The sequence below is a fragment of the Streptomyces sp. NBC_01669 genome, assembly GCF_026339735.1.
Taxonomy (GTDB): Bacteria; Actinomycetota; Actinomycetes; order Streptomycetales; family Streptomycetaceae; genus Streptomyces; species Streptomyces yanii.
In genome coordinates this window covers 299,598-322,650 of sequence record NZ_JAPEQG010000002.1, presented here as the reverse complement: position 1 = coordinate 322,650, position 23,053 = coordinate 299,598, and the positions used below count along the sequence as shown (strand labels likewise).

The following is a 23,053-nucleotide window of genomic DNA, read 5'->3' as shown; positions in this document are numbered from 1 at the left end:
CGAACGCGCTCGCTCGTGTTCCGCCAGGTGAGGAGCCCCCTGGTGAGACCCGTACTACTTCCGAAACTCAGTCACCAAGTCTCACCTGGTGGTTCACGCTGCGGCTTCGTACTCGTTGATCAGCCCACCGAGAACGGGTACCCGGCGGGTCCGCCCCGCCCGGACCGGGAACGGGATCACGTTCGGCTCATCGTCGGGGGCGCGCAGGCTCAGTCCGGCGCCTTGATGGCTGCGCCCGCCGTTGTAGTGAGCGACGTAGTGGTCAAGGACCGTGCGCAGGTGGCGCTCGCCGCCGATGAGCATCTGGTCGGTGCACTCGGCGCGGACGGTGCGCACGAACCGCTCGGCGATCGCGTTCATCCGCGGCGCTTGGGGAGCCGTGAGCAGCACGTCGATCCTGCTCGCGGCGAGTACGGCGTCGAAGGCCTCGGTGAACTTGGTGTCACGGTCCCGGATCAGACGACGGAACCGGTGCCGGGTCTGCTCGAGATCAGCAGTGAAGTCCCGGGCCAGCTGCGTGGCCCAGGCGCTGGTCGGGTACGGGGTCACGCCCAGCAGGTGGACCCGGCGGGTGCGGTGCTCGATGACGAACGCCACGTACAGCCGAGTCAGGAAGAGCGCGCAGTCCACGTGGAAGAAGTCCATCGTCAGGATCGACTCGGCGTGGGCCTGAAGAAGCGTGCGCCACCGGTCGTCGCGTGCGGTCGGCGGCGGGATCCGGCGGCCGCGCAGGATTCTTCGGATCGTGCCCGCTCCGAGGCGATGCCCCAGGCGGCGCAGCTCGCCCTGGATCCGGACCACGCCCCAGGTCCGGTTCTCGGTGGCGAGGCGGACGATCAGCTGTACGAGTTCGTCGTCGAGCGGTGGACGTCCCGGTGACCGGGGCTGGGTCCACTTCTTGACGACCATGCGGCGGTGCCACCGCAGCAGCGTGCTTGGGGTGACGATCCGGTGCAGCCGCAACGCTTTCGGCAGCATCCTGGACAACGCCGCGAACACAGCCCGGTCGGTCCAATGGAGCCGCGGCTTCGGGTTGGCACGCCGCAAGACCGCGACCTCTTGGCGCAGTACGAGTATCTCGGCGTTCTTCGACGCCGACCATCTGGCCAGCAGCACCAGCCAGGACAGCACCGCGACGGCGAACCGGTAGATCAGCCGAATCAGCATGGTCCTCCATCATCGCAGCTCCGGGCCCGTGGCCGAGTTTCGGGAGTACTACAGGGCGCCCGCCTGGCTGCGATAACACGCTGCTAGATTCGCTCGCCATGCGATCACGTGAGTACGACCTCGACTTCCGCGACAGGGCCGGGCGGATACGAGCCTGGGGTATCGGTCTGTTGGCTGTGGCGGCGCTCCAGTGGACATGGTGTGCCCTGTTGCTGCTCACGCCATACGAGGTCGATGAGAAGCCCGGCGACCGTTACCCCGCGGAGTGCGAGTCACGGTTGTTGACCGAACGTGGTACGGCCAATGACGGCCTGCAAAGGGGGGATTGGTGTCAGGACGAGCGCGACTGGCCTGAAGCCCTGGCGGTGCTCGGGTTGTCCGTGCCGGTGTCGGTCGCTGGTGTGGCGCTCTTCACGAGCGGCAGTGTGAGCAGGCGGATGAGCGCCCACGCGGAGGCGATGCGCGAGCTGGACAAGCTCGCCGACGCACGGAGCGCGTAGCCTGCCGGGTTGGCCGGCCGTCAGTTAGCGCTGGCCGCCGTCGACGTCGCCGCCGTGGTGTACGTAATGCGCGGGCCGCTGGCCTGGCAGGCTGTCGTCGTCCGTTCGCGTTACCGTCAGTACTGCCGTTGGCGCGGCGACCGTGTTCAAGTCGGTGCAGAGCCTTCGGCTCGGCTGACCCTTTACTTCTCCGCGATGTCAGGCCGAGAATGTCCTGCCCCCATCTGAACCAGACGGAATAGCGCACCCCTCCCCCCCACTCCCCGGACCACCCCGTCACCGGAGCCTCGGAGAAAGGTGCGCCATGCGACGTGCCACAGTCCTTACCCGCTTGTGCGGCGGTGCCGCGCTCGTCGCGGTGACCGTCGCGGTCGGTCTTGCCCTCGTACGGCATGACGCGCCCACTCCCAGGTGGGACATCATCGAGGCCCTCGGGGTCGCTGCCTTGGCCGCCGGCGGATGGATACTCGCGTGCCGGGCGGCGCCCACGGTGCGGGTCGAGTCGCCTGTGCCGGCGCAGGCCTCGATCCCGCGCTCGCTACGCCAACCGCCCCACGACTGGGGCCTGGCGGCGGGCGTGGTGCTGACGATCGTCACTCCGCTCGCCGTACTGCGGTTCGGATTCGCTCTGTACGAGGGGGCGCTGACAGGCCTCGCCGTCATCGTAGGGATAGGCCTCGGCTTCTGGCTGCTCGTCTACGTCGTGACCGACCTGTTGGGGCACCGGCTGGGCCCCCGTCAGCGCGTCCTATGCACGGACGCCGCCGCAGGGCAGGTGCACGCCGTGCGCGTACGGATCGGGGCACCCATCTGGAAGCGGTACGAGAAGCGCGGCGACAAGCCCGGCACGATCAAGGCCGAGCACACGCACTGGCTCGAAGTGTCACCGGTCGGGGGTGGCGTCCCACTACAGGTCTATCCGATGTATCCGGCGGGCGGCGGCACCGGCCTGACGCGCACCACCACGGACCTGCTCCAGGCCGGACTTCAACTCGGCAGCCACCAGGCCTGGGTGTGCCTGCCGACGCGCTGGAAGCTGATCGAGGAGGGACTCCCCGTAGCCCTCGTCGCCGACACCGGGCACGTGGTGTGGGGCGAGCTCTCCCGCGATGCCGCCCGCCAGTACCTCGCCGACCCCGTCAACGGCGCTCCCGTCAACCTGCACCCCACCTCTCCCGACCACCCGAGCCTCGCCCTGGCTGGCCGCGCGAAGTTCCGCCAGGATCTGCACGGACGCCAACTCGTCTGGCTGCTCGCCGCGTTCGCGCTGGCCGCACCAGCTTTGCTCGGCGCCGTGGCGGGCTTCCCTGGCTCATTGCTCTGCCTCGGCACGGCGGTGGCCGTGGCCGCCTCCGGCCTGGGCGTCACCCGCCGCGCTGGGGAACTGCCGGGCGAGATCGGCTGGACGGTCCGCGAGAGTCGGGACCCGGCGATCCGGTAGGCAAGCCGTGGGGTACGGCAAGCAGAGCAGGCGGCCCGGAGTCCGCGCAGCGCAGCGTAGTAGACGCTCGCCACCAAGCGGCTTCCTCCGAAGCAACTCGGATGGGTGCTTGTGCCGTTCAGAAATGCGTCGCTGCAGACGTGCGGAATGCGGAAGGCTGATCAACGGATCCTCCGTGAAGCCATCGGGCCCCCCTCCCGGGAACCGGGCCAGGGCGATGCCGTGGTGATCAAATCGTTGTCGCACCGCGTACAACCGCGTACGGCCCTCCCCTGTCCCACAGTCAGGCGCGAGGATGAACCTCCGGCCGGTGCGCCTGGGCGCTCGGTCCAGGCTGCAGGGGAAAGGCGGGCTCGAAGATGGGGAAGACGATGTGGAGAGCGGTGGTGGCCGGTGGAGCGGCGGTCGTGTTCACAGGGGTGGCGGCGGTGCCGGCCGGGGCGGCGGAGGGCGGGGTCTCCTTCACCCGGGTCGCGGTGAACGGCGGGAAGCCGATCGTGATCGGGGTCACGGAGGAGGTCGAGGTGCATGCGGTCTTCCGGATGACGACCAGGCTCAGATACGACTTCGGGCCGACGGTGTTCCCCTACCGGGGGAAGCTCGACACTGGGGAGACGCTGCACAGCTCCGTCATCACCAGCGACTGTGAGGTCGTGGACAGGGCGAACGGAATCTGCGACTTCGAGGAATGGCTGTACATCGACCCGCGGAACCTTGACTTCGGGAACGAGGACGCCGGCACCTGGGGAACTGCTGCTCGGGTTTTTCTCGCCGGTGACGCCCACGACACTGACGACGAGGACCTCCCGTTGCAGGTCAAGCGGGCCACACGCGTCACTGTCAACGCCTCGCCGGAGCCGGTCGCGAGAGGGAAGACGATCACCGTGACCGGGCGGGTCACACGGGCGAACTGGGACACCCACACGTACCAGGGGTACGCGGGCCGCACGGTGAGCCTGCAGTTCAAGGCGGCGGGCGCCTCCTCGTACACGACGGTCAAGAAGGCGACGTCGAGTAGTACGGGGGCGCTCAGGACCACGGTGAAGGCCACCGGTTCGGGGACGTGGCGGTGGACGTACTACGGGAACTCCACCTCCGGGGCGAAGTCGTCGACCGGGGATCACGTCGCCGTGCGGTAGGCGACGTGCGCGGACTGCTTCCCCTCGCAGAAGCGTCATCATCCGGACCGGCCGGACCGGGGACTTCAGTACCTCGTCGACCTGTGGCCGACCCCGCAGGAGTCGGAACTCCTTGCACTCAAGCAAGGTCCGATCCCCTGGGCTGGCTGACCTAACGCCGCTCTGAAGTCCGCTCCCTGCGAGCGATGTGCGCAGCGCAGAACTCTGAGCGTGCTACTTGGCCAGCCTGGCCAAGTAGCACGCTCAGTCACACGAATCCCCTCTGTCGGAGGAATGCACTCTGACTCGAGTGGATACGGAGCACCGCTTCGCGGCCCGCACGCCTCCGTGGGCTGCGGACAGGTCTGCCCCGGCTGGTCCGGGGGAGGCCAGTCGGGGCGGTCTGTGTGCGGTACGGAGGGGGGTCGCCTCTCGGCGGAGGGCTCCATGGGGCTTCAGCCGAACGATCTTCCCCATGGGCTGTAGGTGAGGCCCGGGGAGACTGTCCCCTCCGTAGGCACAGGTGGATGAACGGTCGATCAGTCAGGATCATTCCCCGTACAGGCTCCGGTCTTTGGGTGCAGGCTTCTCGCGGCACCGGAGCTCTGCCGGTTCCGGGCGGGATGGGAAGTGCGGGTACCGGCTGCCCGTGGTGCGGGTCACCGAGGGGCAGATGCGGAACCTGTTCGGCGAAGGCCTCCACCCGGACGCGGACCGCATCGTTGCCGACCGTCTTGCCGCCGGCGACAGTCCCGCGGCAGCCGCCCGGGCGGCCCGGCTCGGGTACCGGGTGCAGAAGTGGTCCGGGGCCGATCTCGTGTTCCGGCCGCCCGGCAGCGTCCAGGTCCTGTGGGCGCTGGGCACACCGCCGGTCCGGCAGCTCATCGAGGACCTGCAGACCCGCGTCACCGGCGAGGTCCTGGCCACCGCCGAGACCGACCTGCTGTGGGTACGCGTCGGTGCCGACAGCACCGTGCAACGCGCCCGTGCCGGTGTGATCTCCGCCCGCTTCCGCCACTACGAGAACCGCGACGGTCAGCCGCTGCTCCACGATCACGTGGTGCTGTCGGTCAAGGTCCGCCGCCAGGACGACCGGTGGGGCACTCTGCACACCCGCCCGTTCCTCGAGTACGCCGTCGCCCTCTCGGAGCTCTACAACCAACGCCTCCTGGAGGAGATCTGTCGCGCGCTCGATCTGGCGACGGTGCCCCGCTACCCGACCGCCGGACAGCGGCCCGTGATGGAACTCGCGGGAATTCCCGAGCAGCTCATCGACAGCAGCTCATCGACTGGGCCGCCACCCGCAACACCGCGACCATGCGCCGCCTGAAAGAACTCGCCGGCCAGTACCAGGAACGCACCCGTCAGCCCCTCACCACCAAAATCCGGCACCGGATGATGGCACGCGCCTTCCTGCCCGCGTTGCGGGAACGCTGGCGGGACGGCGCCATTGCCCGTGTCGGCGAGGAGGTCGTCGACAACCTCCTGCGCCTGGCCCGCCTCGCCGCCGCAGCGATCCGCACCACCGTCCGCACTGCCGTGGACGTCGCGGCCGCAGCTCTGGAGATCACCGCGGTTGTCTCGGTCCACCACGGCGGCGGCTTCCGCCACCGCCACCTGCTCGCCGAAGCCCGCCGCTACCTCACCCGCACCCTCCACGGACACCCCGCCCCGCCCCACACCGACACCGCCATCACCGCGGCCGCCATCCGCGACCACTGCATCCCTGGCGACCCGCCGAACCCGGACAAGCCGATGCCGCTCGCGAACCAAACCTTCACCCCGGCCTGGGCCCCCAAATCGCCCCGCAGTTCGACCACACCCGCCGCCCACCGGATCCACCACCGCGCCCGCGCCGAAGCCGCACGCCGCACCACCCTCGCTCGCGCCGAAGCGCAACAGAGGCCGCCTGTACGGCAGCAAGAGCACACCCCGCAGGCGGCACCACAGCAACCGCTGCCTCCCGCCCCGGCCCAGGCACCCGGCGGGCGAAGCCAGTGAACCGCCCAGAGGGCCGCAAGATGCGATCGACGCCACCCCCGCTCCTGTGCGGGCGAGTGAAGCGCTCCGAGATCGGTGTCCCTCCACCTGCCACAACGTCGGTTGCTCACCGGCAGAAGCGGCTCCAGCCGAGCTCGTTCCTCGTCGGTCAGATCCCCGCAAGCCAGCCATGCCGACCGACCCTGGTGATGAGTTGTCGCGCCCGCACCCGTCACACCTACGACGGGACACGACGAGACGGAAGGATGACGTGATGAGTGCGGACACGCGGCTGGAGGAGCTGGGCGAGAGCGGTCTGGGCGGGAGCGGTCTGGGCGAGGTCGACGAGCCGGCGTTCTCGGGGCTGGCGGAGCGGTACCGGCGGGAGCTGCACGTGCACTGCTACCGGATGCTTGGGTCGTTCGAGGACGCCGAGGACACCGTGCAGGAGACGTTCCTCCGTGCCTGGCGGCGGCGGGAGACCTTCGAGGGGCGGTCGACGTTCCGGGCCTGGCTGTACCGGATCGCCACCAACGCCTGCCTGGACCTGCTCGCCAAACGCCGCCCGGAGCCCGCGACCGGCGGCGAGGTGCTGTGGCTGCAGCCCTACCCGGACCGGCTGCTCGACGAGCTGCCCGCGGGAGACGCGGACGAGCCGGAGACCGTCGCCGTCGCGCGGGAGACGATCGAGCTGGCGTACCTCGTCGCCGTCCAGCACCTCGCGCCGCGCCCGCGCGCCGTACTCATCCTGCGCGACGTGCTCGGCTGGCCGGCGAAGGAGGTCGCGGAGCTCCTCGGCGGCTCCGTCAACTCCGTCAACAGCGCGCTGCAGCGGGCCCGCGCCGGCATGCGGGAGCACCTGCCCGCCGAGCGGCAGGACTGGAGCGGCGGCGCCGAGGACTCCGGGACGCGCGAGCTGGTACGTCGCTTCACCGACGCCAGCGTGGCCACGGACGTCGACCGGCTCGCCGACATGCTCCGTGACGACGTCCGCTGCTCGATGCCGCCCACGCCGGGCCTGTCCCTGGGCCGCGACGCGGTGGTGACCGGCTGGGTCGAGGACGGCTTCGAGGGCATGCAGGGACTGCGCGGCGTCCCCACGTCGGTGAACCGGCAGCCCGCCGTCGCCTTCTACCTCTGGAACGAGGGCGAGGGTGCCTACCTGCCGTTGACGCTCGATGTCCTGCGCGTCACCGGCGGGGTGATCACCGAGATCGTCATCTTCCACGCCGACCAGTTCCCGCGGCTCGGGCTGCCGGAGCGCCTGCCGGCGGACGGCACGGAGTAGTCCCGGTGTGGACGCTCGCGCTGCGCGGTGGCGCGCGTGTCGCGGTGGTCGCGGCGGAATGGTGCGACGCGTTCGGCGTCGTCACCTGCGGGCGGGTGCAGCTGGAGCTGCGCGACGGCGAGCCCGGGCCGGTCCTCGGACGCGGCGCCGGGTTCTGGCTCCGCGGCACCGGCGTCCGCGCCCTGCGGAACCCCGGCCGTCGCACGGCGAGGGTGCGCATCGTCACCCCCAAGGCCAGGACCGTCACATGCCAGTCAACACACCCGTACGCCAGTTACCGAATGATGGAGGAACGACATGAACAGCATGAATGACACCGGGGTCGTCGCAGGCCCGGCATCGGGCCAGGCCAGCCACACCCACCGACTCCGCAGGCTCGCCGGCACCGGCTTCATTGCCACGCTCGCAGCGATGGTGGCCACCACCCTCGCTGCTGCGCTTGCCCAGGCCGTTGGCGTCGACTTCGAGGTCCCCGATGGTGGCGAGACGATCCCGTTGTCCGGGTTCGCCGTGGTGACCGGCTTCTTCTCGGTCGTGGGCATCGTCATTGCCGTCGCTCTTCTTCGTTGGAGCGCTCGCCCCGCCAAGCGATTCGTATGAACGGCAGTGTCGCTGACCGCGATCTCGTTGGTCCCGCCCCTCCTCTCCGGGGCAAACACCGCCACCACCACCGCCCTCCTCGGGCTACACCTCGTCCCTGCGACGGCGATGATCCCCACCCTGGCGCGGAGCCTTCGCACCCGGACCGATTGATGATCCCGTAACGGGACAACGCGCGGCGCAAGGGCGTGCGCGAGCGCACTAACGTGGCCCCCGGTGCTGCCACCCTCCATTCCAGGTTCCTTTTCTTGGTCGATTCGAAAGCTGAGTCGCGTGTGCGAAGAAGCACAGGGCGCCTTGCGGGCTGAAGACCAAACGCCATCCGCTTCGGATGGGGCGCACCGGGTACCCCGGTCGCGTTCACCCTGGCCGAGCCCTGACACCTCAACTACGCCTGCGGGAGGCGGCCACGCCGTAGCCGGCGGGGCAGGGAGCGCTGTTTGTGACGTGGGAGGTTGGAAAAGGCTCACTGATGACGCACTGCAGGCGGCCCGGACGCGCGCCAAGATCATGGACGGCCTCGCCCGCGCGGAGCGCGCCCTGTTCACCCGCCCCACGCCGAAATCCGCGCGAGCCCAGATGAAATTCCTTCGCACGCGGGAGAAGGGCTCCACCAAGACCCTGGCGGAACGCCTGGGCGTCTTTCGCAAGACGGTGGAGCGCTACCTCGGGCCTCCAAGAAGCCGCAGAAGCGCCTCCAGGCCGCTCTGGTGAAGGAGCCCGAATCGGAGTAGCAACCGCAGGTCAAAGCGCAGGCAAGGTAGCACGCGGCCTCCTCGGGCGGGCTGGTCATCACCTGCCGGGCCTCCTTCGGCTTCACCGCGAACGGGACCTCGGACGACGCCCGGGTACGGGACCTCATGGTCGCCGTGTCGCCCTCCCACGCGGCCCTCATCCTGACTGCGATCTCTCGGTTTCGTGTCAGTGAATGGTGTGACAGTGGTGGGTTCCCCGTGTGTTGCCCGGACGTACTGGTCAGTGAGTCATACGTCGGGCTCGCCGGACGTGCTGCCACTGTCATGAGATGAGAGATCGGGGGTGTCGGTACTGTCACCGGGCTGTATAGGCGCAGGTCGCGTACTCACACGAAAACGAGAGATCGCAGCTGCCGTGACCGTGCGGGGCACCTTCCGCTTCGGCCGCGAATTCGACGACGCGCTGTCGCTTCTGACCTTGGGCTTGCACGTCGACCCGGTCATCAGCCACACCCTGCCTCCGACTCGGGCGGTCGAGGGGTTCGACCTGGCCGGTGATCGTGCGAGGGCGTCGAACGTCCTGCTGGATCTGAGCGACTGATTTTCTGTCCGTCACGATCGTGTGGCGGTTCCGCACTCCGCTTCGCCGGCCTCTTGCATGCGCGCGTCCATCGATTTGTTCCGGTCGTACGGGTCCACCTCGGGGCCGTTTCCCGAACCCTTTGCCGCACGGTCGGCGGTGAACTCGGGGGTGAAGTAGCCCGTGAAGTCGCCGCAGCCGCCGTTGGTGGCGTCCACCTTGTAGGAGACGAGGGAGAACGTCCCCGGCTCGGTGATCACCTTCGCCGGGTCATCCCAGCTCATCACCGTCTCGCGGCGCACGATGGTGCGCGCGACTTCGTCGCTGCCCGTCGCGGCGCGGACGACCGGGTAGACGTAGGTGACATCACTGGTCACCTCGACCGAGCCACGCTTGCCCTCGCGGAACGTGATCGATCCTTGCGTCTTGACCACGCCCCCCACCAACTGCACCTTCGTCTGCGCGAAGCGGCTGAACAGCAGCAGAGGGTCATTTTCCTGACTGGGCTCGCGGAACGCGGTCGACAGGTAGTCCTGGACATCGCGCTGGTGTGGATTGATCAACGCGATCGCCTTTTTCGGCCGCTCCCCGCGCAGCACATCAGGATCCAGACTGGACGCGGTAAGGAAGTTCAGGCTCTGATCGAGCGCCTGTGTGACCTGTCCCTTGGTCATCCAACCGGTCGACCGTGCCGCGGGCACGCTGATCCCGGCCGTCCCGTCCTCCCACCGCGCCGCCGGCGATCCCCTGAACGGCTGCTCCGGTGTGGGTAGTTGAGGTGCCGACTCCGTGGCGGGCGACGCACTTGCGCCGTCTCCGTCTCCGTCCCCGAACCATCCAACGACCCGCCCCGGATCCAACGCCACGACCAACAACCCGACCGCAAGCAGCAGTCCGACCACGTACCACGCCTTGCCCCGTCTGCGCCGGGGCGGTTGGTGAGTCCGCCATCCCTCAGGAGGTCCGGTCTCTTCCCGCAGACGCCGTCCGACCATCCGGGCCCGCGCCGAGGGCTCCTCGGGCGCGCTCTGCGTCCCGGCCTGGGCCTCCCGCAGGAAGCGCTCCCACTCCTCGTCCGGTATGGACGCCCCATTCTTGCCCATGACGTTCTCCCACCCCTTACGCGCGACCGGGTCTTCCCCAGGACCGTTCGCCATCCTCATATCATCACGTAGCTGATCTGCGCGAACCCAGGTCCCCGTCGCCAGGCGCGAATGTCACCATGCGGGCCACGATAGAAGCGAGCACTGACAACCAGGCCTGGTGGAATCCGGGGCGTCCAGCGGCGCCCAGCGCCGGCCATCAGCTTCCTCCGGGCCAGCGACAGGTACGGTCGCCGACCACGAGTGGTTCGGCATCGCGGCCACGGCCCTCATGGGTACGGCCGCCGCGTCCTGCTCTGTTGTCACAGACGATCATGATCGCGGCGGCCGTACCCATGCCCGCCGCCACCCATCCCGCTGACCAGCGGCGACACGCTACAGATCACGATCTACAGCTGCCGTGTTAGCCGTATGAGGTGTCTTCGAGAACGAAGGCATGGACGCCACCGTCCCAGGCGACGTTGACAAACCCTACGAGTCTGTCGTCGCTTCGGGCGCAGACCCAGCCGAGGCTGTGACGCTGCACTCGTGTTTGCCAATCAATTTTCCCCTGAACGTGACCGAACGCCTCCGCGTGGAGCGCGTTGACGGCGGCATTGTCGAAATCACCGCGCCACTCATACGTGATCGTCATGGACCGCATCGTAGGCAGCGAGGCGCCCGATCCAGCCCCGCGCTTTCGGAGCCTATGCCCCTTTCAAGCAGGGGCATTCCGAGAGTTTCAATACCCGACTCCACCATTACATGTTGACGACGCCGAAGCACGTGCCGCCGTCGAGCACGTCGACTCCCTGAAGGAACGCCCACGAGTATCCCGTCCGTGTCCGTACTGGTGCCCGCACCGCGCGCCCACCAGCACCCCAATGCCACCCGAGAGGCCCACCACCACAGGCAGGTCCCCACACAGGGCGCTGATGGCGGGGCTATGGCAGTTCCTCCAGCGCTTCCCGTACCGCGGTCATCACGGCGTCCCCCTCCGCGCCAAGCGTTCGTGCATGTGTGACGAACTGTCGAGCGAGTTCCGCCAGCCTCGTGGGGTCGGGATCCGGGGCGCGCGAAGGAAGCGGAGCCACACGGGTCCCCGCGCCCCGGCGTGTATGGATGAGGGACGCCGCCTCCAGTTCGCGGTAGGCCCGTGCAACCGTTCCGGCCGCCAGGCCCAGGTCGGCCGCCAGTTGGCGCACCGTCGGCAGGCGTTCGCGCTCCAGGAGGCGACCCGTGGTGATCAGGGCGGCGAGTTGGGCCCGGATCTGTTCGTACGGCGGGACGGGGCTGGAGGTGTCGACGCGGATGGCGGGGCTGTTCACCGGCGTACCCGGGCCTTGGGCGAGATCACAGTGAACAGGCACCACGCCACGGTGACGAGGGCAGCCAGGGCCGTGGGCCACAGCACCCAGGTGGCGAGCCGGCCAACCGTGCCGTCACAGGTCATGTCCATCAGGGCGCCGGAGGCCGTGGAGGCGGCACCAAGAAGAGGTGCCGAGACCAGCAGGCCCCACGCGGCGACGATGGCCAGCGCGCGGTCGCGACGGGTTTTCTCGTCGCCGGGTCGGCGGGCGATCTTGGTCAGGGACCACAGACAGCCGGCCGTGGAGACGGCGAAGGAGGCGAGGACGGGCAGACCGTAGAAGAGGCCGGGCCAGGGGCCGGTGCTGGCGGTCCTTCCGTCCGGGCAGGTGACGGTCAGAATACGGCCCGCGCGGCCCATGTCGTCAGGCGAGGCCAACACGGCTGCCACGGCCAAGAGGACGACGAGCACGCCGGCCTGGCCGAGAAGCAGCAACGTCATGCGCGGAGGCACGTAGTCGCGCACCCGGCGCGGGGTCAGTCCCGCCGTGCGGACATCACCTCGGGGGCGGGCTGTGAGCGCGTCCCCCGCCAGCACCCCGGCAACCGCGCACAGCCCGAAGACCGGGATGGCGTAGAGGATGCCGACGTCCTCGCCGGCGTCCAAGCCGTGCCCGACCGCCCGGGCGGCGACGGCCCCGATGAGCAGACCGGCCCAGCGCAGGTATCGGTCGGCTGCCGATGCGGTCGACTCTGCGTCGAATGCGAGCATGACGAACTCCCCCGGAATTGACGTGCATACAACGTGCCTTGCCGCTTCTTGTATCAAGCGGCTAGTACAAGATGGCGCCCGCCGCCCCTTGTGTCAAGCAGTTGATACAAGGGGCATGGTGGGGGGTCAGACCACATCAGTCGGGACTACCCGATCCTTGCGGGATCCGGTACGAGAAGACTGACTGTGGGCGGGTGGGTTGGTGTCAGTGGGTTGGGTGTCATCGGTGTGGTGGGGGATTTCAGCGCAGTGAGCTTGCTGTTCCGTGGTTGATCTCGGCTGTTGTGGGATGAGTAACCTGATGTCGTGGCCTGCGTGTTCGGCGTAGCACACTGGGTGTGTGGCTGATATGAGGATGCGTATTCCTGTGCTCGCTCGATTGACAGCGGGTGTGTGCTGGCGGGTATGACCACTCAGCCGTCGTTGTTGTTCTCTTCGGTATCGGGTGCGACCGAGGCACTGTCGCCTGCCGCTGCGCGGGCTTTGTCGCTTGCGTCGTTCTCCCATGACCGGGTCTTGGCACGCGAGGTGGTGGTGCGTCGTCTGCTCGCTCTGGACGAGTCCGGCAAGCTGGCGTCTGTGCATGTGCGGATCGCCGCCGGTGCGGCGGGGGGCTGTGTACGTACGGTGTGGCGCTGGCTGGCCATGGCCCGTGCACCGGGGTGTGTCGAGGCGACGCCGACGCGGCGTGGTGGTTTCGCGTTCACCAACGAGTTATGGGCCCAGCTGTCTGATCTGGGCGGGAACGTGGCGGCGCTCCACCGGCAGCTGTCCAAGCCAGGCACAGGGCGATCCGGCGGACACGTCCAGAGGACCGCTACCGTCGTTGGCGACGCTGCACCGCGTGGTGCGCCAGGAGCAGCGTGCCGGACGTGTCTTGGAGATCACTCGGCCCCGGCACGGCCGGGTCGATCCTGCCGTGTACGACCGCGCGTTGGCCGAGCTCGCGTTGCCGGGCACGGCCGACGAAGCCGGCTCCGCCGCTTTGTTGCCCGGTGCCGAGCAGGCCGAAACGGCGGACGAGGCCGACCCTGCGGCGCAGCCACCGCCGTTGGGGAGTGGGGCGCGCCTGTACGTGCCGGGCGCGCACGTGGTGTCCACGCGTCAGCTGGGCGCTGTGACCGAAGCACTCGCGCATACGGTCGCCGCGCGCGGGATCATGTGCGTGTACGGGGACCCCGGCCAGGGAAAGACCGTCGCGGTCCACCAGGCGCTGTGCCTGCTGCCGGCCCGTGTTCCGGTACACCGCGCGCTCGTCGCCGTGAAACCGGCTCTGCCACAACTGCGCGCCGCGCTGCTCGCAGCGTTCGGCCTGCCCGCCACCGCTCTTACGAACCGTACTGATGCCGCCGATCGTGCGCTCCTGGAGGCCCTGCAGGCCCCCGGCGTTCTCCTGATCGACGGTCCGACGGAGCATCAGCTGATCCGTATGGGCACCGCACGGGCGCGGCCACGTGGCCGCCGCTCGTCCCACCGTCGCTCCGCCGGCGGACCCGGCGCTCAGCCCGTGACCTCCAGATCCCCGCACCCCCGCTCATGCGGCAACAGGGGCCGCAGCGTGAGCTGGAGGCGCGTGCTGGCGTACGTCCACACCACTCCGGGCCCGGCCTCGGTGGCCAGGCGTTCGGCGCGGGTGAGGCGGGCGCCGGTGAGGATCGTGCAGGTGCCCTCGGGGGTCTCGGTGCCCGCCGACGGGTTGCCGAGAGGCCAGGAGCGGGACGCGGTGGAGGCGTCCGGCCAGGGGCGGGCGAACACGGCGAGGCGGGAGGCCCGGTAGGGGCGGGTGGGGCCGAGGAAGACGTTCGCGGGCCAGCGGGACGGGTCGGCTCGTTCGCGGAAGGCGCTCAACTCATCGTTCGGCATGGGCAGTTGATAGGTGCGGTCCGCGACCGTCAGGGCGAGCAAGGGGCCGTCGACGGCATCCGGCTCGGTCGGTGCGGTACGTGCCGTCGCGTGTACGTCGGCGTAGAGGGCGTCCGCCTTCGCGTCGGTGACCCGTCGTACGGTCGCCGTGAGCAGTGAACCCGCCGGGCGTCCGGGAACGATCACGCTGCGGTCCCCGTAGAGCGCGAGGTCGGGCAGGGCCGTACGCACGGGAGGGGAGGGGGTACCGGGGATGGTCCGGACCGCGGCCGCGAGCTCGCTTCGACCCGTCGGCCGTGCAGGTACCGCGTCGTCCGCGCCCGTCGACCCGCAGGCCGTCAGGACGGCAGCGGTCAGGAGGAGAGCCGTCGCGCCGGCGACCGAGGCCAAGTGATCACGCATACCCCTGGGACGACGCCACGTCGTGGACCGGTTCCGCCCGCCGGGTCCCCGGCCGCGTACGAGAGCACGGGGCGGGGGACCCGGCAGGGCGGTGGTCATGACTTGGTGAGGGTGTACGTGCCGTTGCCGGCCTTGTTCACGACCACCAGTCCGTGGCAGCCGGACGGCAGGTCGACGGTGACGGACTCCGGTGCGCCGGGGCCGCCCGCGTCGCCGGTCTCGGTGGCGCCGAGCCGGGTCACGACGTTGTCGCCGCCGCTGCGGTCGGCGTTCAGGACGAAGAGCTCGGGGTCCTGGTCCGTGCCCGAGGGGGTGACGGTGTAGGTCGCCTTCTCGCCGTTCAACGGGCAGATGTCCCAGACGGCGGCCAGCCGGTCGGTACCCATGGTGACCGTGGTCGAGCCGCTGAAGATGCCTTCCGTCTCGTCGGCCTCGATCCGGTAGTCGCCGCTGCCGGAGATGAGGGACACCCGCGGGTAGTAGTCGCCCGTCGGGCGCCGGTTGGAGTTGATCGCCACGAAGTCCGTGACTCCCGCTCCGGCCACACTCGTGGTCAGCAGGTTGTTCTGCGCCTCGTCGTCGTAGAGCCGCAGGTCGTAGTCGGCGGTCGTGGGCGGGCGGAGCGCCACCACGGACCAGAACACCTTGGTGGTATCGAACCGGTAGTTGTGGGCCGGGTCAGGGGTGGGCCGGGTTTGCGACTGGTGGCTGGTCAGCGGGTTGCGGTAGCCGTAGTCGATGGTGTTCTGGAAGAGGCTGCCCAGCGCGGGGGCGCCCGTCTCACGGCCGTCCGCCACGCGCGCGTCCCAGTACTCGCGGAAGGTCGTCACCCGGTGGTCGAGGAAGGTGTTCCACACCGGGGAGAGGCCTTCGCCGTACGCGTCCCAGCCTTCCGTACCGGTGTCGACCAGGTCCCACAGGGCGCCGGCCACACGGCCCTCGACGGCGTCCCCGTCGTCCCAGCCGCCGGTGTCCCAGGTGTGCTTCTCGAAGTCGACGGTGAAACCGCTGGCGTCGTTGTTGGTGTCCGTGCGGTCCCGGTACACCGGGTCGTCGAACACCGCGACGCCGTACCAGTCGGCGAACCCTTCCGACCAGGCGCAGTTCACGTGACTGGTGCCCGTGATGATGTGCGGGTCGGGACAGTGCGAGTCGAAGTCGTTCTCCTCGTACGTGTCGTCCATGACCGCGTGCCCCATCTCGTGGACCACGACATTGCGGTCGTCGGCGTCCTGCGGCGGGAGGTAGATCTCGTCCTCGCTCGGCCGGTAGAAGGCGCCACCCGGGTCGTCGTCCGGGTGCCAGTTGATGTCGGTGCGGCGGCAGTCCCAGTCACGCTCGTCCCAGCAGTCGCCGGGCGTCCAGTCGGAGGCGGTGTTCACGAAGTCGTAGGCGCGCAGGGCACCGTGCAGCCGTTCGTCGGTGGCCGTCTGCACGCCGAGGTTGGTGGTGGTGCCGTCGCCCCGGTCCTCGAAGTTCGCCGTACGGAACTCGTAGACGTCGTCGTCGTCCCGCTCCACGCCCCACTGCCCGTTCTGCGTCACGAACTTGAGGTAGAGGTCCTGTCCGCCCCGCGCGTCCGTGCCGTTGTCGAAGCAGAGCCGGTACGCGCCGTTGCCGTCGGTCAGGCCGACGGTGAGCAGGTCGTCGCTGTTCGCGGGGTCCTCGTCCCAGACCTGCACCTGGAGGTTGGCGGACGGCCTCGAGATGCCGTCCTCGTCGTGGTAGACGAAGGAGCCGCGCACGCAGGAGAGGGCGCCGGCGAGCGACTTCGCTGTGCTCGTGGCGGCGTCGTCACTGTGCGGCTTGGCCAGACCCTTGGCGGGGATCTTGGAGGTGGGGCGTCCGGTCAGCGGTTCGACTGTGGTGCCGTCGGGCACCGGGGCGGCGGTGTACGTCCCGGACTTGAGACCGAGGCGGGACGAGGCCTCGTCCGCGCCGACGGTGACCAGGGCCGGGTCCTCGACACCGGCGCCGTACCCCTTGGGCGGCAGCACGCGGGCCCGGACCACCAGGTCGCCGGTGGTGGCGGCGGTGACGGGGGCGGTGAAGGTGAGGGTCCGGTCGGCCTTGAGGTCAAGGGTGCGGGTGGCCCGGCTGACCGATCCGCCGTTGTCGGGCAGGGCGGAGGCGCGGCGCGCGACGTCGAAGCCTTCCGGCGCCTTGGTGAAGCGCAGGGCCGCCGGAAGGTCGATCTCGACCTTGGCCCCGGGGATGTCGATGCGGGCATCGAGCGTCACGGTCAGGGTTGTCTTCTTACCCTTGGCCGGTGCGGTGTCGAGCGCGGTCTTCAGCACGACACAGCGCGGTCCCTGATCGCCACCGTCGGCGCAGGCGGCCGTACGGGGCTTGGCGACGTTCGCTGCGGTCCCCGCGGGAGCGCCCGCGGCGGGGACCGCCTGGAGGCCGCTCAGGGTGAGGGCGGCGGCCGCGAAGGCCGCGCCTAAGGCAAATCGCGAACGAGATCTTCGCCGACCAAGACGGGAAGGGCGATGGGGTCGCACGTGAATCTCCTTTGCAGGGAGGGCAGTTGGAGCGTCAGGGGCAGATGATGAACCAGTGCCCTCCGGGTGTCACCCGGAGCGCCACCCTCCGGAAAGCTTTGGCGCATTTCTGACGTCTGGCGGGATGAGATCCGTACTGGCTGGGACGTTGCGTGGTCAGCGATGCCGTGGGCGGCGCAGTCGGGAAGGTGGCTGGCCGACGTCACCCGGCGGCCCCGACGCGTCTTCCTGCCGCGGCCCGAGCCCCGTCCGGCCGTCGAGCAGTTCGCACACGATGTCGAGATGACCGGCGTGCCGCGCGGACTCCTCGATCATGTGCAGGACGATCCATCAGAGGTCGGTGACCTCACCCCCGCGTGTACCCGGGTGGCGGCCACGAGGACGTGCCGACAGCGCGGTGGCGGCGAGGACGGCGTCCGAGCGGCGGCACTGCTCGCGAAAGAAGGTGAAGACCACGTCCGGCGATGCCGGTTAAGGAGATGGGCGGCACCGCGAGGGGCGCAGTGAAGGCCGGCGCCCCGCACGCTCTGGCGGTGACGGACACGATCGACGCGTTCCGCCAGCCGCCGCCGCTGCCGACGAAACCCGTCGCCCGCCGCACCACACGCCCCGCCCCTCAGCGGGTGCTGCCGGTCCGGCCGCGGGGGCTGGGGCAGCTGCGGGGCTGGGAGACCGCGTGTGCGTGCCGGCCCTGCGCAATCACGGATGGCTTCCGACCCGCACTCCATCCCTGATCTTCGCGGGGAATCCCGGCCTTCGGGCCGGGCGGGAATGCGATCCCTGGCCCGGAGGCGCGGAGCGCCGGAGTTCTCTGCGTTGTCAGTGGCGCCAGCTATGTTGACCGGACTGACCCAAAAGGGGGTGGGCTGGATGATTCGTGCGTACAAGTTCCTGATGCGGCCCACCACGGGCCAGCAGATCGCGCTTGGCGAGATGCTGCGGGATCACTGCTCGCTCTACAACGGGGCGTTACAGGAACGACGGGATGCCTACCGGCATGTATCGAGGACCACCGTCCGGTACGGGATGCAGTCCGGGCAGTTGAAGGACATTAGGGCGTTCGATCCTGAGCGTCAGGGGCGCTGGTCGTTCTCCTCGCAGCAGGCGACGCTGCGCCGGCTGGACAAAGCGTTCGCCGCGTTCTTCCGCCGGATCAAGTCCGGTCAGACGCCGGGCTATCCGCGCTTTCGTTCGGTGAGCTGGTTCGACACGGTGGAGTTCCCGAAGGACGGGGACGGCTGCCGGTGGGACTCCACCCCGCACGACCCTGTCACCCGCGTGCGGCTGCAAGGGGTCGGGCATGTCAAGGTTAACCAGCACCGTGCGGTGGTCGGCAGGGTCAAGACCGTCTCGGTCAAGCGTGAGGGCCGCCAGTGGTTCGTCGTGCTGACCGCCGAACAGGAGCAGCCCGAACCGCTCCCGACGACCGGCAGCGTGGTCGGTATCGACCTGGGCATAGCCAACTTCCTTGCCGGCTCGGGCGGCGAGTTCGTCTCCAACCCGCGCCACGGCCGCCGCGCTGCTGCGAAACTCCAAGCCGCACAGCAGGCCCTGTCCAGGTTCCCGCGCCGCAAGGCCAAGGACCGCACCAGGAACCACCAGCGCGCAGTGGACCAGGTCGCCCGGTTGCACGGCAAGGTCCGCCGCCGGCGGCTCGACCACGCGCACAAGACCGCGCTCGACCTGGTCCGGGCGCACGATGTCATCGCGCACGAAGACCTCGAGATCCGCAACATGAGCAGGGCCCCCGCACCGAAGCCCGACCCCGAGCAGGCGGGCGCATTCCTGCCCAATGGGGCAGCGGCGAAGGCTGGACTCAACCGCAGCATTGCCGACGCCGGATGGGGGTGTTCCTGACGATCCTGCACGCCAAGGCTGAAAGCGCCGGACGGGAAGTGATCGCCGTGGACCCCCGCAACACCTCCCGGACCTGCCCCGAATGCGGGCACGTCTCCAAGGAGAACCGGCCCACACAGGAGACCTTCCTCTGCCAGTCGTGCGGACACACGGCACACGCCGACACAGTGGGAGCACTCAATGTTCTACGGGCCGGGCTGGCCCGTCGCAACGCCCACACGGCATAGCGAGAAGCCCCGTCCCTTCAGGGCGGGGAGGAGTCACGGAGGATGATGTTGCGTGTGCGGTAGAGGCGCCGCATCGCGATGCGGAAGGCGCTGTTGACCTCGTTGAGCTGCTTGCGTGGATCCTGAACGAGGGCGGCCATGCGCTGCGCGGCCGCAGTATCGGTGTACTTCAATGCCAGGGCTTCTGGCCCTCCGGCGCGCAGGGCGTCTGCGACGAGTCGGGCGCGGTCCCGGTTGGCCGTGCAGGCGTCGACCCTCGGTCAGGATTCCCCGTCCCACACGACGGCCACCCCGGACCAAGATCCACTTTCGTGTGGACCTCAGGCGGCTGCCGGCCGCTCGCGCAGCAGCAGTCCCGCGGTCACGGCGACCGTCGTCGCAGCCAGTCCGTGGACGCCGTACGCGGTCGCCGCCGGGCCGCCTTCGTTCAGCACGATCAGCATGTCGCCGGCCGGGACGACGGCCATTGCCGCCATCGCCAGCCCGAGCGCCTTGCGCTGCCCGGCCAGCAGCAGCGCGAGTATCACCAGTCCGAAGCCGATGTCCCGCATGCCCTTGACCTCCAGGAAGCCCTTCCCCTGGTCCTGCGGCCAGGTCGGCACCCCGAACCCTTCGGCCGTCGCCTGCGGTGCGAGCAGGAAGCTGATCCCGGTGTAGAGGAGGAACAGGCCGCCGAGGACGGCGAGGACGGTGGCGAGGCGCTTCATGGTCATGGCGGGTCTCCTGAGGGTGTCGTACGGCGGGGCAGAACGGAACGGATCGACGGCGGGCATCGCATCGCCTCGCGAGGCATCGCAACCGCATCACTGACAGCAGGGAGCGGGCTGAGACTTCGTCTCTTGCCCCGGACGTCTCGGCGTTGTCCTGACCGACGTCGTGATGGCTGGGGCTGCTGTAGCTCGCCGGTTTCGGCGTTGCCGCCGATGTCGTGGCCGGGCCGACGGTCGGCTGCGCAGCAGGGACCGGCCCCTGGCGTTGGAGGCTTCCGGCGGGCAGGTGCCGGTGAGCCCGGTCGGCGGCGCACTCGACGCCGGGCTGGTCAGGGGCGGATGACGTAGCGGCCGCGGAGGCCGCCCTTGGCGGTGGCCCGGTGGGCTTCGGCGGCCTGGTCCAGAGAGACGGCCGCGTAGACGCGGGCCGAAAGTTCGCCCGAGGCGGTGCGGGTGAGGAGGTCGGCCAGTCGCGCGCTGTCGAAAGCGGTGACCACGGAGGCGACCGAGATCCCGCGCTCGGCGGGCGGTTCGAGGCCTGGCCGCAGCCCGACGTAGGCTCCGCCGTCGCGGACCAGCTTGAGCGCTTCTTCATTCAACTGGGCGGGGTCGACGACTGCGTCCCATTCCGGCTCGGCGTGCGTGGTGAAGTCGGCGCCGAGGCCGCGGACGAACTCCTCGTCGCCGGTGCGGGCGAGCCCGGTCACCTGCCAGCCGCGTTCCCGGGCGAGGACGGCGACGTTCGCTCCGACCGCCCCCGCGGCGCCGGTCACCAGCAGTCGGGCGGCCCCGGCGGGCGCGTCGCCGAGCAGGTCGACGACCTGCGCAGCGGCCAGCCCGTTGAGGGGGACCGTGGTCGCGGCCAGCAGGTCCAACTCGTCGGGGACCGGGGCGACGTCGGCCGCCGCGACCACGATCTGCTCGGCGTAGGTGCCGTAGTCGCGGTCGAAGCCGACCACCAGACCGGCCACCCGGGTGCCGACGGCCAGGTCGACGCCCGGCCCGGCCGCGTCCACGACGCCGGCGAACTCCCAGCCCAGGCCCGTGTGCTCGGGCTGATCGACCAGCCCTATCGAGTGGAAGAAGCCCGCCGCGACGCCGAGATCGGTAGGGTTGACCGTCGCAGCGGCGATGGCGACGCGGATCTGGCCGGGGCCAGGATCGACGACGGGCACCTCGATGACCTCGATCGAATCGGGCCCGTTCGGGATGCGGACGACGGCGGTGCGGAAGGTGGGGGTGCGGAAGGTGGGGGTGCCCATGGCTTTGTTCCTCTGCGGTGGGGTGATCGTTTCCGTGCTCCATGCTCGTTTTGTGGATTCCGCAGCGGAAGAAGGCACTTGAAAGTGCGTAAGCTGCCTCCAGGTACGGAAGGGGCGATCGATGTCAACGCAGACGGCGGCTCAGCAGCGGGCCGAGGCGAAAGCGAGCTACAACGCGTTCATGGACGGCTGTCCCAGCCGCCAGTTGCTCGACCGGATCTCCGACAAGTGGGTCGCGTTGATCCTCGCGGCGCTCGGCAGCGACGGCCCGCACCGTCCCGGAGCCGACCACGGCGACGGCCCCCGGTCGATGCGCTACTCCGAACTGTCCCGCAGGCTCGCGGGCGCCAGTCAGAAGATGCTCACCCAGACCCTGCGCTCCCTGGAAGTCGACGGCCTGGTCACCCGTACCGTCACGCCCACCGTGCCCGTCACCGTCACCTACGAACTGACCGACCTCGGTTTGTCCCTGAACCAGGTCATGGCCGGCCTCAAGGACTGGGCCGAAACGCACATGACCGACGTACTCGCCCACCGCGAGGAACACCACCGCACGGCAGCCGAACACTGAGCTTGCTGGTTGAACCTGCAGCCAGACGAACTGGGGCGTTCGGCGGTGTTCCGTGAATCGCGTCCGCGCCAGCTTCTCAGCGCTGCAGCGGTCGCACGTCACTGGCACCGCGAGTTGCCGATGAGCAGGGCCTCGGGCCCTCGGCCGCCGGACATGGTGGATTCTGTCCCCGCCGCCGGTCGCGCAGTCCGCACGCCGCCGCAGCCCCGCCACCTTTCCCAGCGTATGCGGTCGTGCCCGAGCCATCCCCACCCGCTGCCCCTGTGCCCGCACTCCGTTGTACTGCGCGCAGAACGCGCAGATTCTGAGGGCGTGGCACCACATCACCTCACCCCGGACAACGATCCGGCTCCCGGAGGAGACGCCAAGAGGGCGTCTACTCCTCGTCGTCCTCGTCGAGCCCGAGCCCAGCCGCGTCCGGGTGGCGCAGCAGGCGCAGGGCGCCGGCGGCCGGGACGCTGGCGGTGAAGCTGTAGCGGCCGAGCAGGTTCAGGTTCTTGTGCTTGAGCGGGGAGAGCCGGGCGATGTCCTCGTCCCGGAGCTCGTGGCCCTCGGCCTGGAGCTGGGCGACGGCGGCGCCGGTGTAGCGGGTCGTCCAGAGCACGATGGCGTTGAGGACCAGGCCGAGCGCGCCGAGCTGGCCCTCCATCCCGTCGCGGTACGCCTGGTGGATGGTGCCGCGCTTGGCGTTGGCAGGTCACGCATCAGGCCCGCGTAGAGCAGGGTGCAGTTGCCGTGCGAGCATGAGTGGCCATTGATCAAAATGCAGACGGGTGCCGAGGAGCCAGCGTGCGACACAACGTCGGATTGGCAGTACCCCTGGGGGCTCTGGCACTGCTGCCCGGGTGCGGGGTATTTGCGGGAGACACCCATCCCTGCACCCTGATGGACGTGCCCGCCGGGATCCAGGCCGAGGTGCACCCGGAACTGGCGAACAGGGTGGCTGACGCGACCCTCACCGTGTGCTGGGACGGCACCTGCCGCAAGCGCACGCTGCAGTTGCGTAAGACCTCGCTGGAAGAACCGGCCCCGGGGAACCCCGTGATGACCACGGAATCCGCTACCGCCGCAGAAGGCCCGGCAGCTAGTGTGATGCACCAGAAATTGCAGCTGTAAGTCTGTAGGC

The 23,053-nt window shown here is 69.5% G+C and carries 21 protein-coding genes and 5 pseudogenes; 13 read left to right on the top strand and 13 right to left on the bottom strand.

What is annotated here, in order from left to right:
* Nucleotides 1-93 precede the first annotated feature (93 nt).
* Nucleotides 94-1,167 (bottom strand): integrase core domain-containing protein, encoded by a 1,074-nt coding sequence (locus tag OG972_RS42210; protein ID WP_266991597.1) that lies wholly within the window; start codon nucleotides 1,165-1,167, stop codon nucleotides 94-96.
* A gap of 98 nt (nucleotides 1,168-1,265) precedes the next feature.
* On the opposite strand from OG972_RS42210, the gene OG972_RS42205 reads away from it, so the two are divergent.
* The 10 genes and pseudogenes from OG972_RS42205 (at nucleotide 1,266) to OG972_RS42160 (ending at nucleotide 9,390) form a co-directional block, all read left to right on the top strand.
* Nucleotides 1,266-1,667 (top strand): hypothetical protein, encoded by a 402-nt coding sequence (locus tag OG972_RS42205; RefSeq protein ID WP_266991596.1) that lies wholly within the window; start codon nucleotides 1,266-1,268, stop codon nucleotides 1,665-1,667.
* 304 nt (nucleotides 1,668-1,971) lie between these two features.
* Nucleotides 1,972-3,108: a hypothetical protein gene (locus OG972_RS42200; RefSeq protein ID WP_266991594.1), complete on the top strand. Its 1,137-nt coding sequence runs from the start codon at nucleotides 1,972-1,974 to the stop codon at nucleotides 3,106-3,108.
* A gap of 359 nt (nucleotides 3,109-3,467) precedes the next feature.
* Nucleotides 3,468-4,247 carry a hypothetical protein gene (locus OG972_RS42195; protein WP_266991593.1) on the top strand — a complete coding sequence of 260 codons (780 nt, stop codon included), beginning with the start codon at nucleotides 3,468-3,470 and terminating at the stop codon, nucleotides 4,245-4,247.
* 628 nt (nucleotides 4,248-4,875) lie between these two features.
* Nucleotides 4,876-5,556: a MobF family relaxase gene (gene mobF / locus OG972_RS42190; protein ID WP_266991591.1), complete on the top strand. Its 681-nt coding sequence runs from the start codon at nucleotides 4,876-4,878 to the stop codon at nucleotides 5,554-5,556.
* Nucleotides 5,544-6,227, top strand: a complete 684-nt coding sequence (locus OG972_RS42185; RefSeq protein WP_266991589.1) for a hypothetical protein — start codon at nucleotides 5,544-5,546, stop codon at nucleotides 6,225-6,227. The genes mobF and OG972_RS42185 overlap by 13 nt, the downstream gene beginning before the upstream one ends.
* A 253-nt stretch (nucleotides 6,228-6,480) precedes the next feature.
* The gene (locus tag OG972_RS42180; protein ID WP_266991587.1) at nucleotides 6,481-7,494 is read left to right on the top strand and encodes an RNA polymerase subunit sigma-70; all 1,014 of its coding nucleotides are present in this window, start codon (nucleotides 6,481-6,483) and stop codon (nucleotides 7,492-7,494) included.
* A gap of 5 nt (nucleotides 7,495-7,499) precedes the next feature.
* Nucleotides 7,500-7,808 (top strand): hypothetical protein, encoded by a 309-nt coding sequence (locus tag OG972_RS42175; protein WP_266991585.1) that lies wholly within the window; start codon nucleotides 7,500-7,502, stop codon nucleotides 7,806-7,808.
* Nucleotides 7,792-8,247: pseudogene (locus OG972_RS42170) on the top strand (DUF6069 family protein). Before OG972_RS42175 ends, OG972_RS42170 begins: the two are co-directional and overlap by 17 nt.
* Before the next feature lie 294 nt (nucleotides 8,248-8,541).
* A complete protein-coding gene (locus OG972_RS42165; RefSeq protein ID WP_266991583.1) occupies nucleotides 8,542-8,808 on the top strand; it encodes a hypothetical protein in 267 nt (88 codons plus the stop codon).
* 396 nt (nucleotides 8,809-9,204) lie between these two features.
* A complete protein-coding gene (locus OG972_RS42160) occupies nucleotides 9,205-9,390 on the top strand; it encodes a hypothetical protein (protein WP_266991581.1) in 186 nt (61 codons plus the stop codon).
* Nucleotides 9,391-9,401: 11 nt separating this feature from the next.
* Here OG972_RS42160 and OG972_RS42155 read toward each other — a convergent pair whose 3' ends face one another.
* The 8 genes and pseudogenes from OG972_RS42155 to OG972_RS49435 all read right to left on the bottom strand — a co-directional run.
* On the bottom strand, nucleotides 9,402-10,472 hold the full coding sequence (locus OG972_RS42155) for a hypothetical protein (RefSeq protein ID WP_266991579.1): 1,071 nt from the start codon (nucleotides 10,470-10,472) through the stop codon (nucleotides 9,402-9,404).
* Between the two features lie 421 nt (nucleotides 10,473-10,893).
* Nucleotides 10,894-11,106: pseudogene (locus tag OG972_RS42150) on the bottom strand (GNAT family N-acetyltransferase); the annotation flags it as partial.
* A gap of 289 nt (nucleotides 11,107-11,395) precedes the next feature.
* A complete protein-coding gene (locus OG972_RS42145) occupies nucleotides 11,396-11,779 on the bottom strand; it encodes a GntR family transcriptional regulator (RefSeq protein ID WP_266991577.1) in 384 nt (127 codons plus the stop codon).
* The gene (locus tag OG972_RS42140; RefSeq protein WP_266991575.1) at nucleotides 11,776-12,531 is read right to left on the bottom strand and encodes a hypothetical protein; all 756 of its coding nucleotides are present in this window, start codon (nucleotides 12,529-12,531) and stop codon (nucleotides 11,776-11,778) included. The genes OG972_RS42145 and OG972_RS42140 overlap by 4 nt, the downstream gene beginning before the upstream one ends.
* Nucleotides 12,532-13,348: 817 nt before the next feature.
* Nucleotides 13,349-13,948 carry a hypothetical protein gene (locus tag OG972_RS42135; RefSeq protein ID WP_266991573.1) on the bottom strand — a complete coding sequence of 200 codons (600 nt, stop codon included), beginning with the start codon at nucleotides 13,946-13,948 and terminating at the stop codon, nucleotides 13,349-13,351.
* A gap of 83 nt (nucleotides 13,949-14,031) precedes the next feature.
* Complete coding sequence (locus tag OG972_RS42130) at nucleotides 14,032-14,625, bottom strand: hypothetical protein (RefSeq protein WP_266991571.1); 594 nt, start codon at nucleotides 14,623-14,625, stop codon at nucleotides 14,032-14,034.
* A gap of 266 nt (nucleotides 14,626-14,891) precedes the next feature.
* Nucleotides 14,892-17,300: a hypothetical protein gene (locus tag OG972_RS42125; RefSeq protein WP_266991569.1), complete on the bottom strand. Its 2,409-nt coding sequence runs from the start codon at nucleotides 17,298-17,300 to the stop codon at nucleotides 14,892-14,894.
* Nucleotides 17,301-17,456: 156 nt separating this feature from the next.
* A pseudogene (locus OG972_RS49435) lies at nucleotides 17,457-17,639 on the bottom strand (DUF664 domain-containing protein); the annotation flags it as partial.
* 531 nt (nucleotides 17,640-18,170) lie between these two features.
* Between OG972_RS49435 and OG972_RS42115 the strand changes: the two are divergent.
* Nucleotides 18,171-19,384: pseudogene (locus tag OG972_RS42115) on the top strand (RNA-guided endonuclease InsQ/TnpB family protein).
* A gap of 17 nt (nucleotides 19,385-19,401) precedes the next feature.
* Here OG972_RS42115 and OG972_RS42110 read toward each other — a convergent pair.
* The 3 genes from OG972_RS42110 to OG972_RS42100 all read right to left on the bottom strand — a co-directional run bounded on the left by OG972_RS42110 (nucleotide 19,402) and on the right by OG972_RS42100 (nucleotide 21,356).
* On the bottom strand, nucleotides 19,402-19,557 hold the full coding sequence (locus OG972_RS42110) for a hypothetical protein (protein ID WP_266991567.1): 156 nt from the start codon (nucleotides 19,555-19,557) through the stop codon (nucleotides 19,402-19,404).
* A gap of 147 nt (nucleotides 19,558-19,704) precedes the next feature.
* Nucleotides 19,705-20,097: a DUF4267 domain-containing protein gene (locus OG972_RS42105; protein ID WP_266991565.1), complete on the bottom strand. Its 393-nt coding sequence runs from the start codon at nucleotides 20,095-20,097 to the stop codon at nucleotides 19,705-19,707.
* Nucleotides 20,098-20,423: 326 nt separating this feature from the next.
* Nucleotides 20,424-21,356: a zinc-binding dehydrogenase gene (locus OG972_RS42100; protein ID WP_266991563.1), complete on the bottom strand. Its 933-nt coding sequence runs from the start codon at nucleotides 21,354-21,356 to the stop codon at nucleotides 20,424-20,426.
* A 121-nt stretch (nucleotides 21,357-21,477) separates the two neighbouring features.
* On the opposite strand from OG972_RS42100, the gene OG972_RS42095 reads away from it, so the two are divergent.
* Nucleotides 21,478-21,927 (top strand): helix-turn-helix domain-containing protein, encoded by a 450-nt coding sequence (locus OG972_RS42095; RefSeq protein ID WP_266991561.1) that lies wholly within the window; start codon nucleotides 21,478-21,480, stop codon nucleotides 21,925-21,927.
* A gap of 376 nt (nucleotides 21,928-22,303) precedes the next feature.
* Here the strand turns inward: OG972_RS42095 and OG972_RS42090 are convergent.
* Nucleotides 22,304-22,612 (bottom strand): annotated as a pseudogene (locus tag OG972_RS42090) (Tn3 family transposase); the annotation flags it as partial.
* Between the two features lie 104 nt (nucleotides 22,613-22,716).
* On the opposite strand from OG972_RS42090, the gene OG972_RS42085 reads away from it, so the two are divergent.
* Nucleotides 22,717-23,043 (top strand): hypothetical protein, encoded by a 327-nt coding sequence (locus OG972_RS42085; RefSeq protein ID WP_266991559.1) that lies wholly within the window; start codon nucleotides 22,717-22,719, stop codon nucleotides 23,041-23,043.
* Nucleotides 23,044-23,053 lie beyond the last annotated feature (10 nt).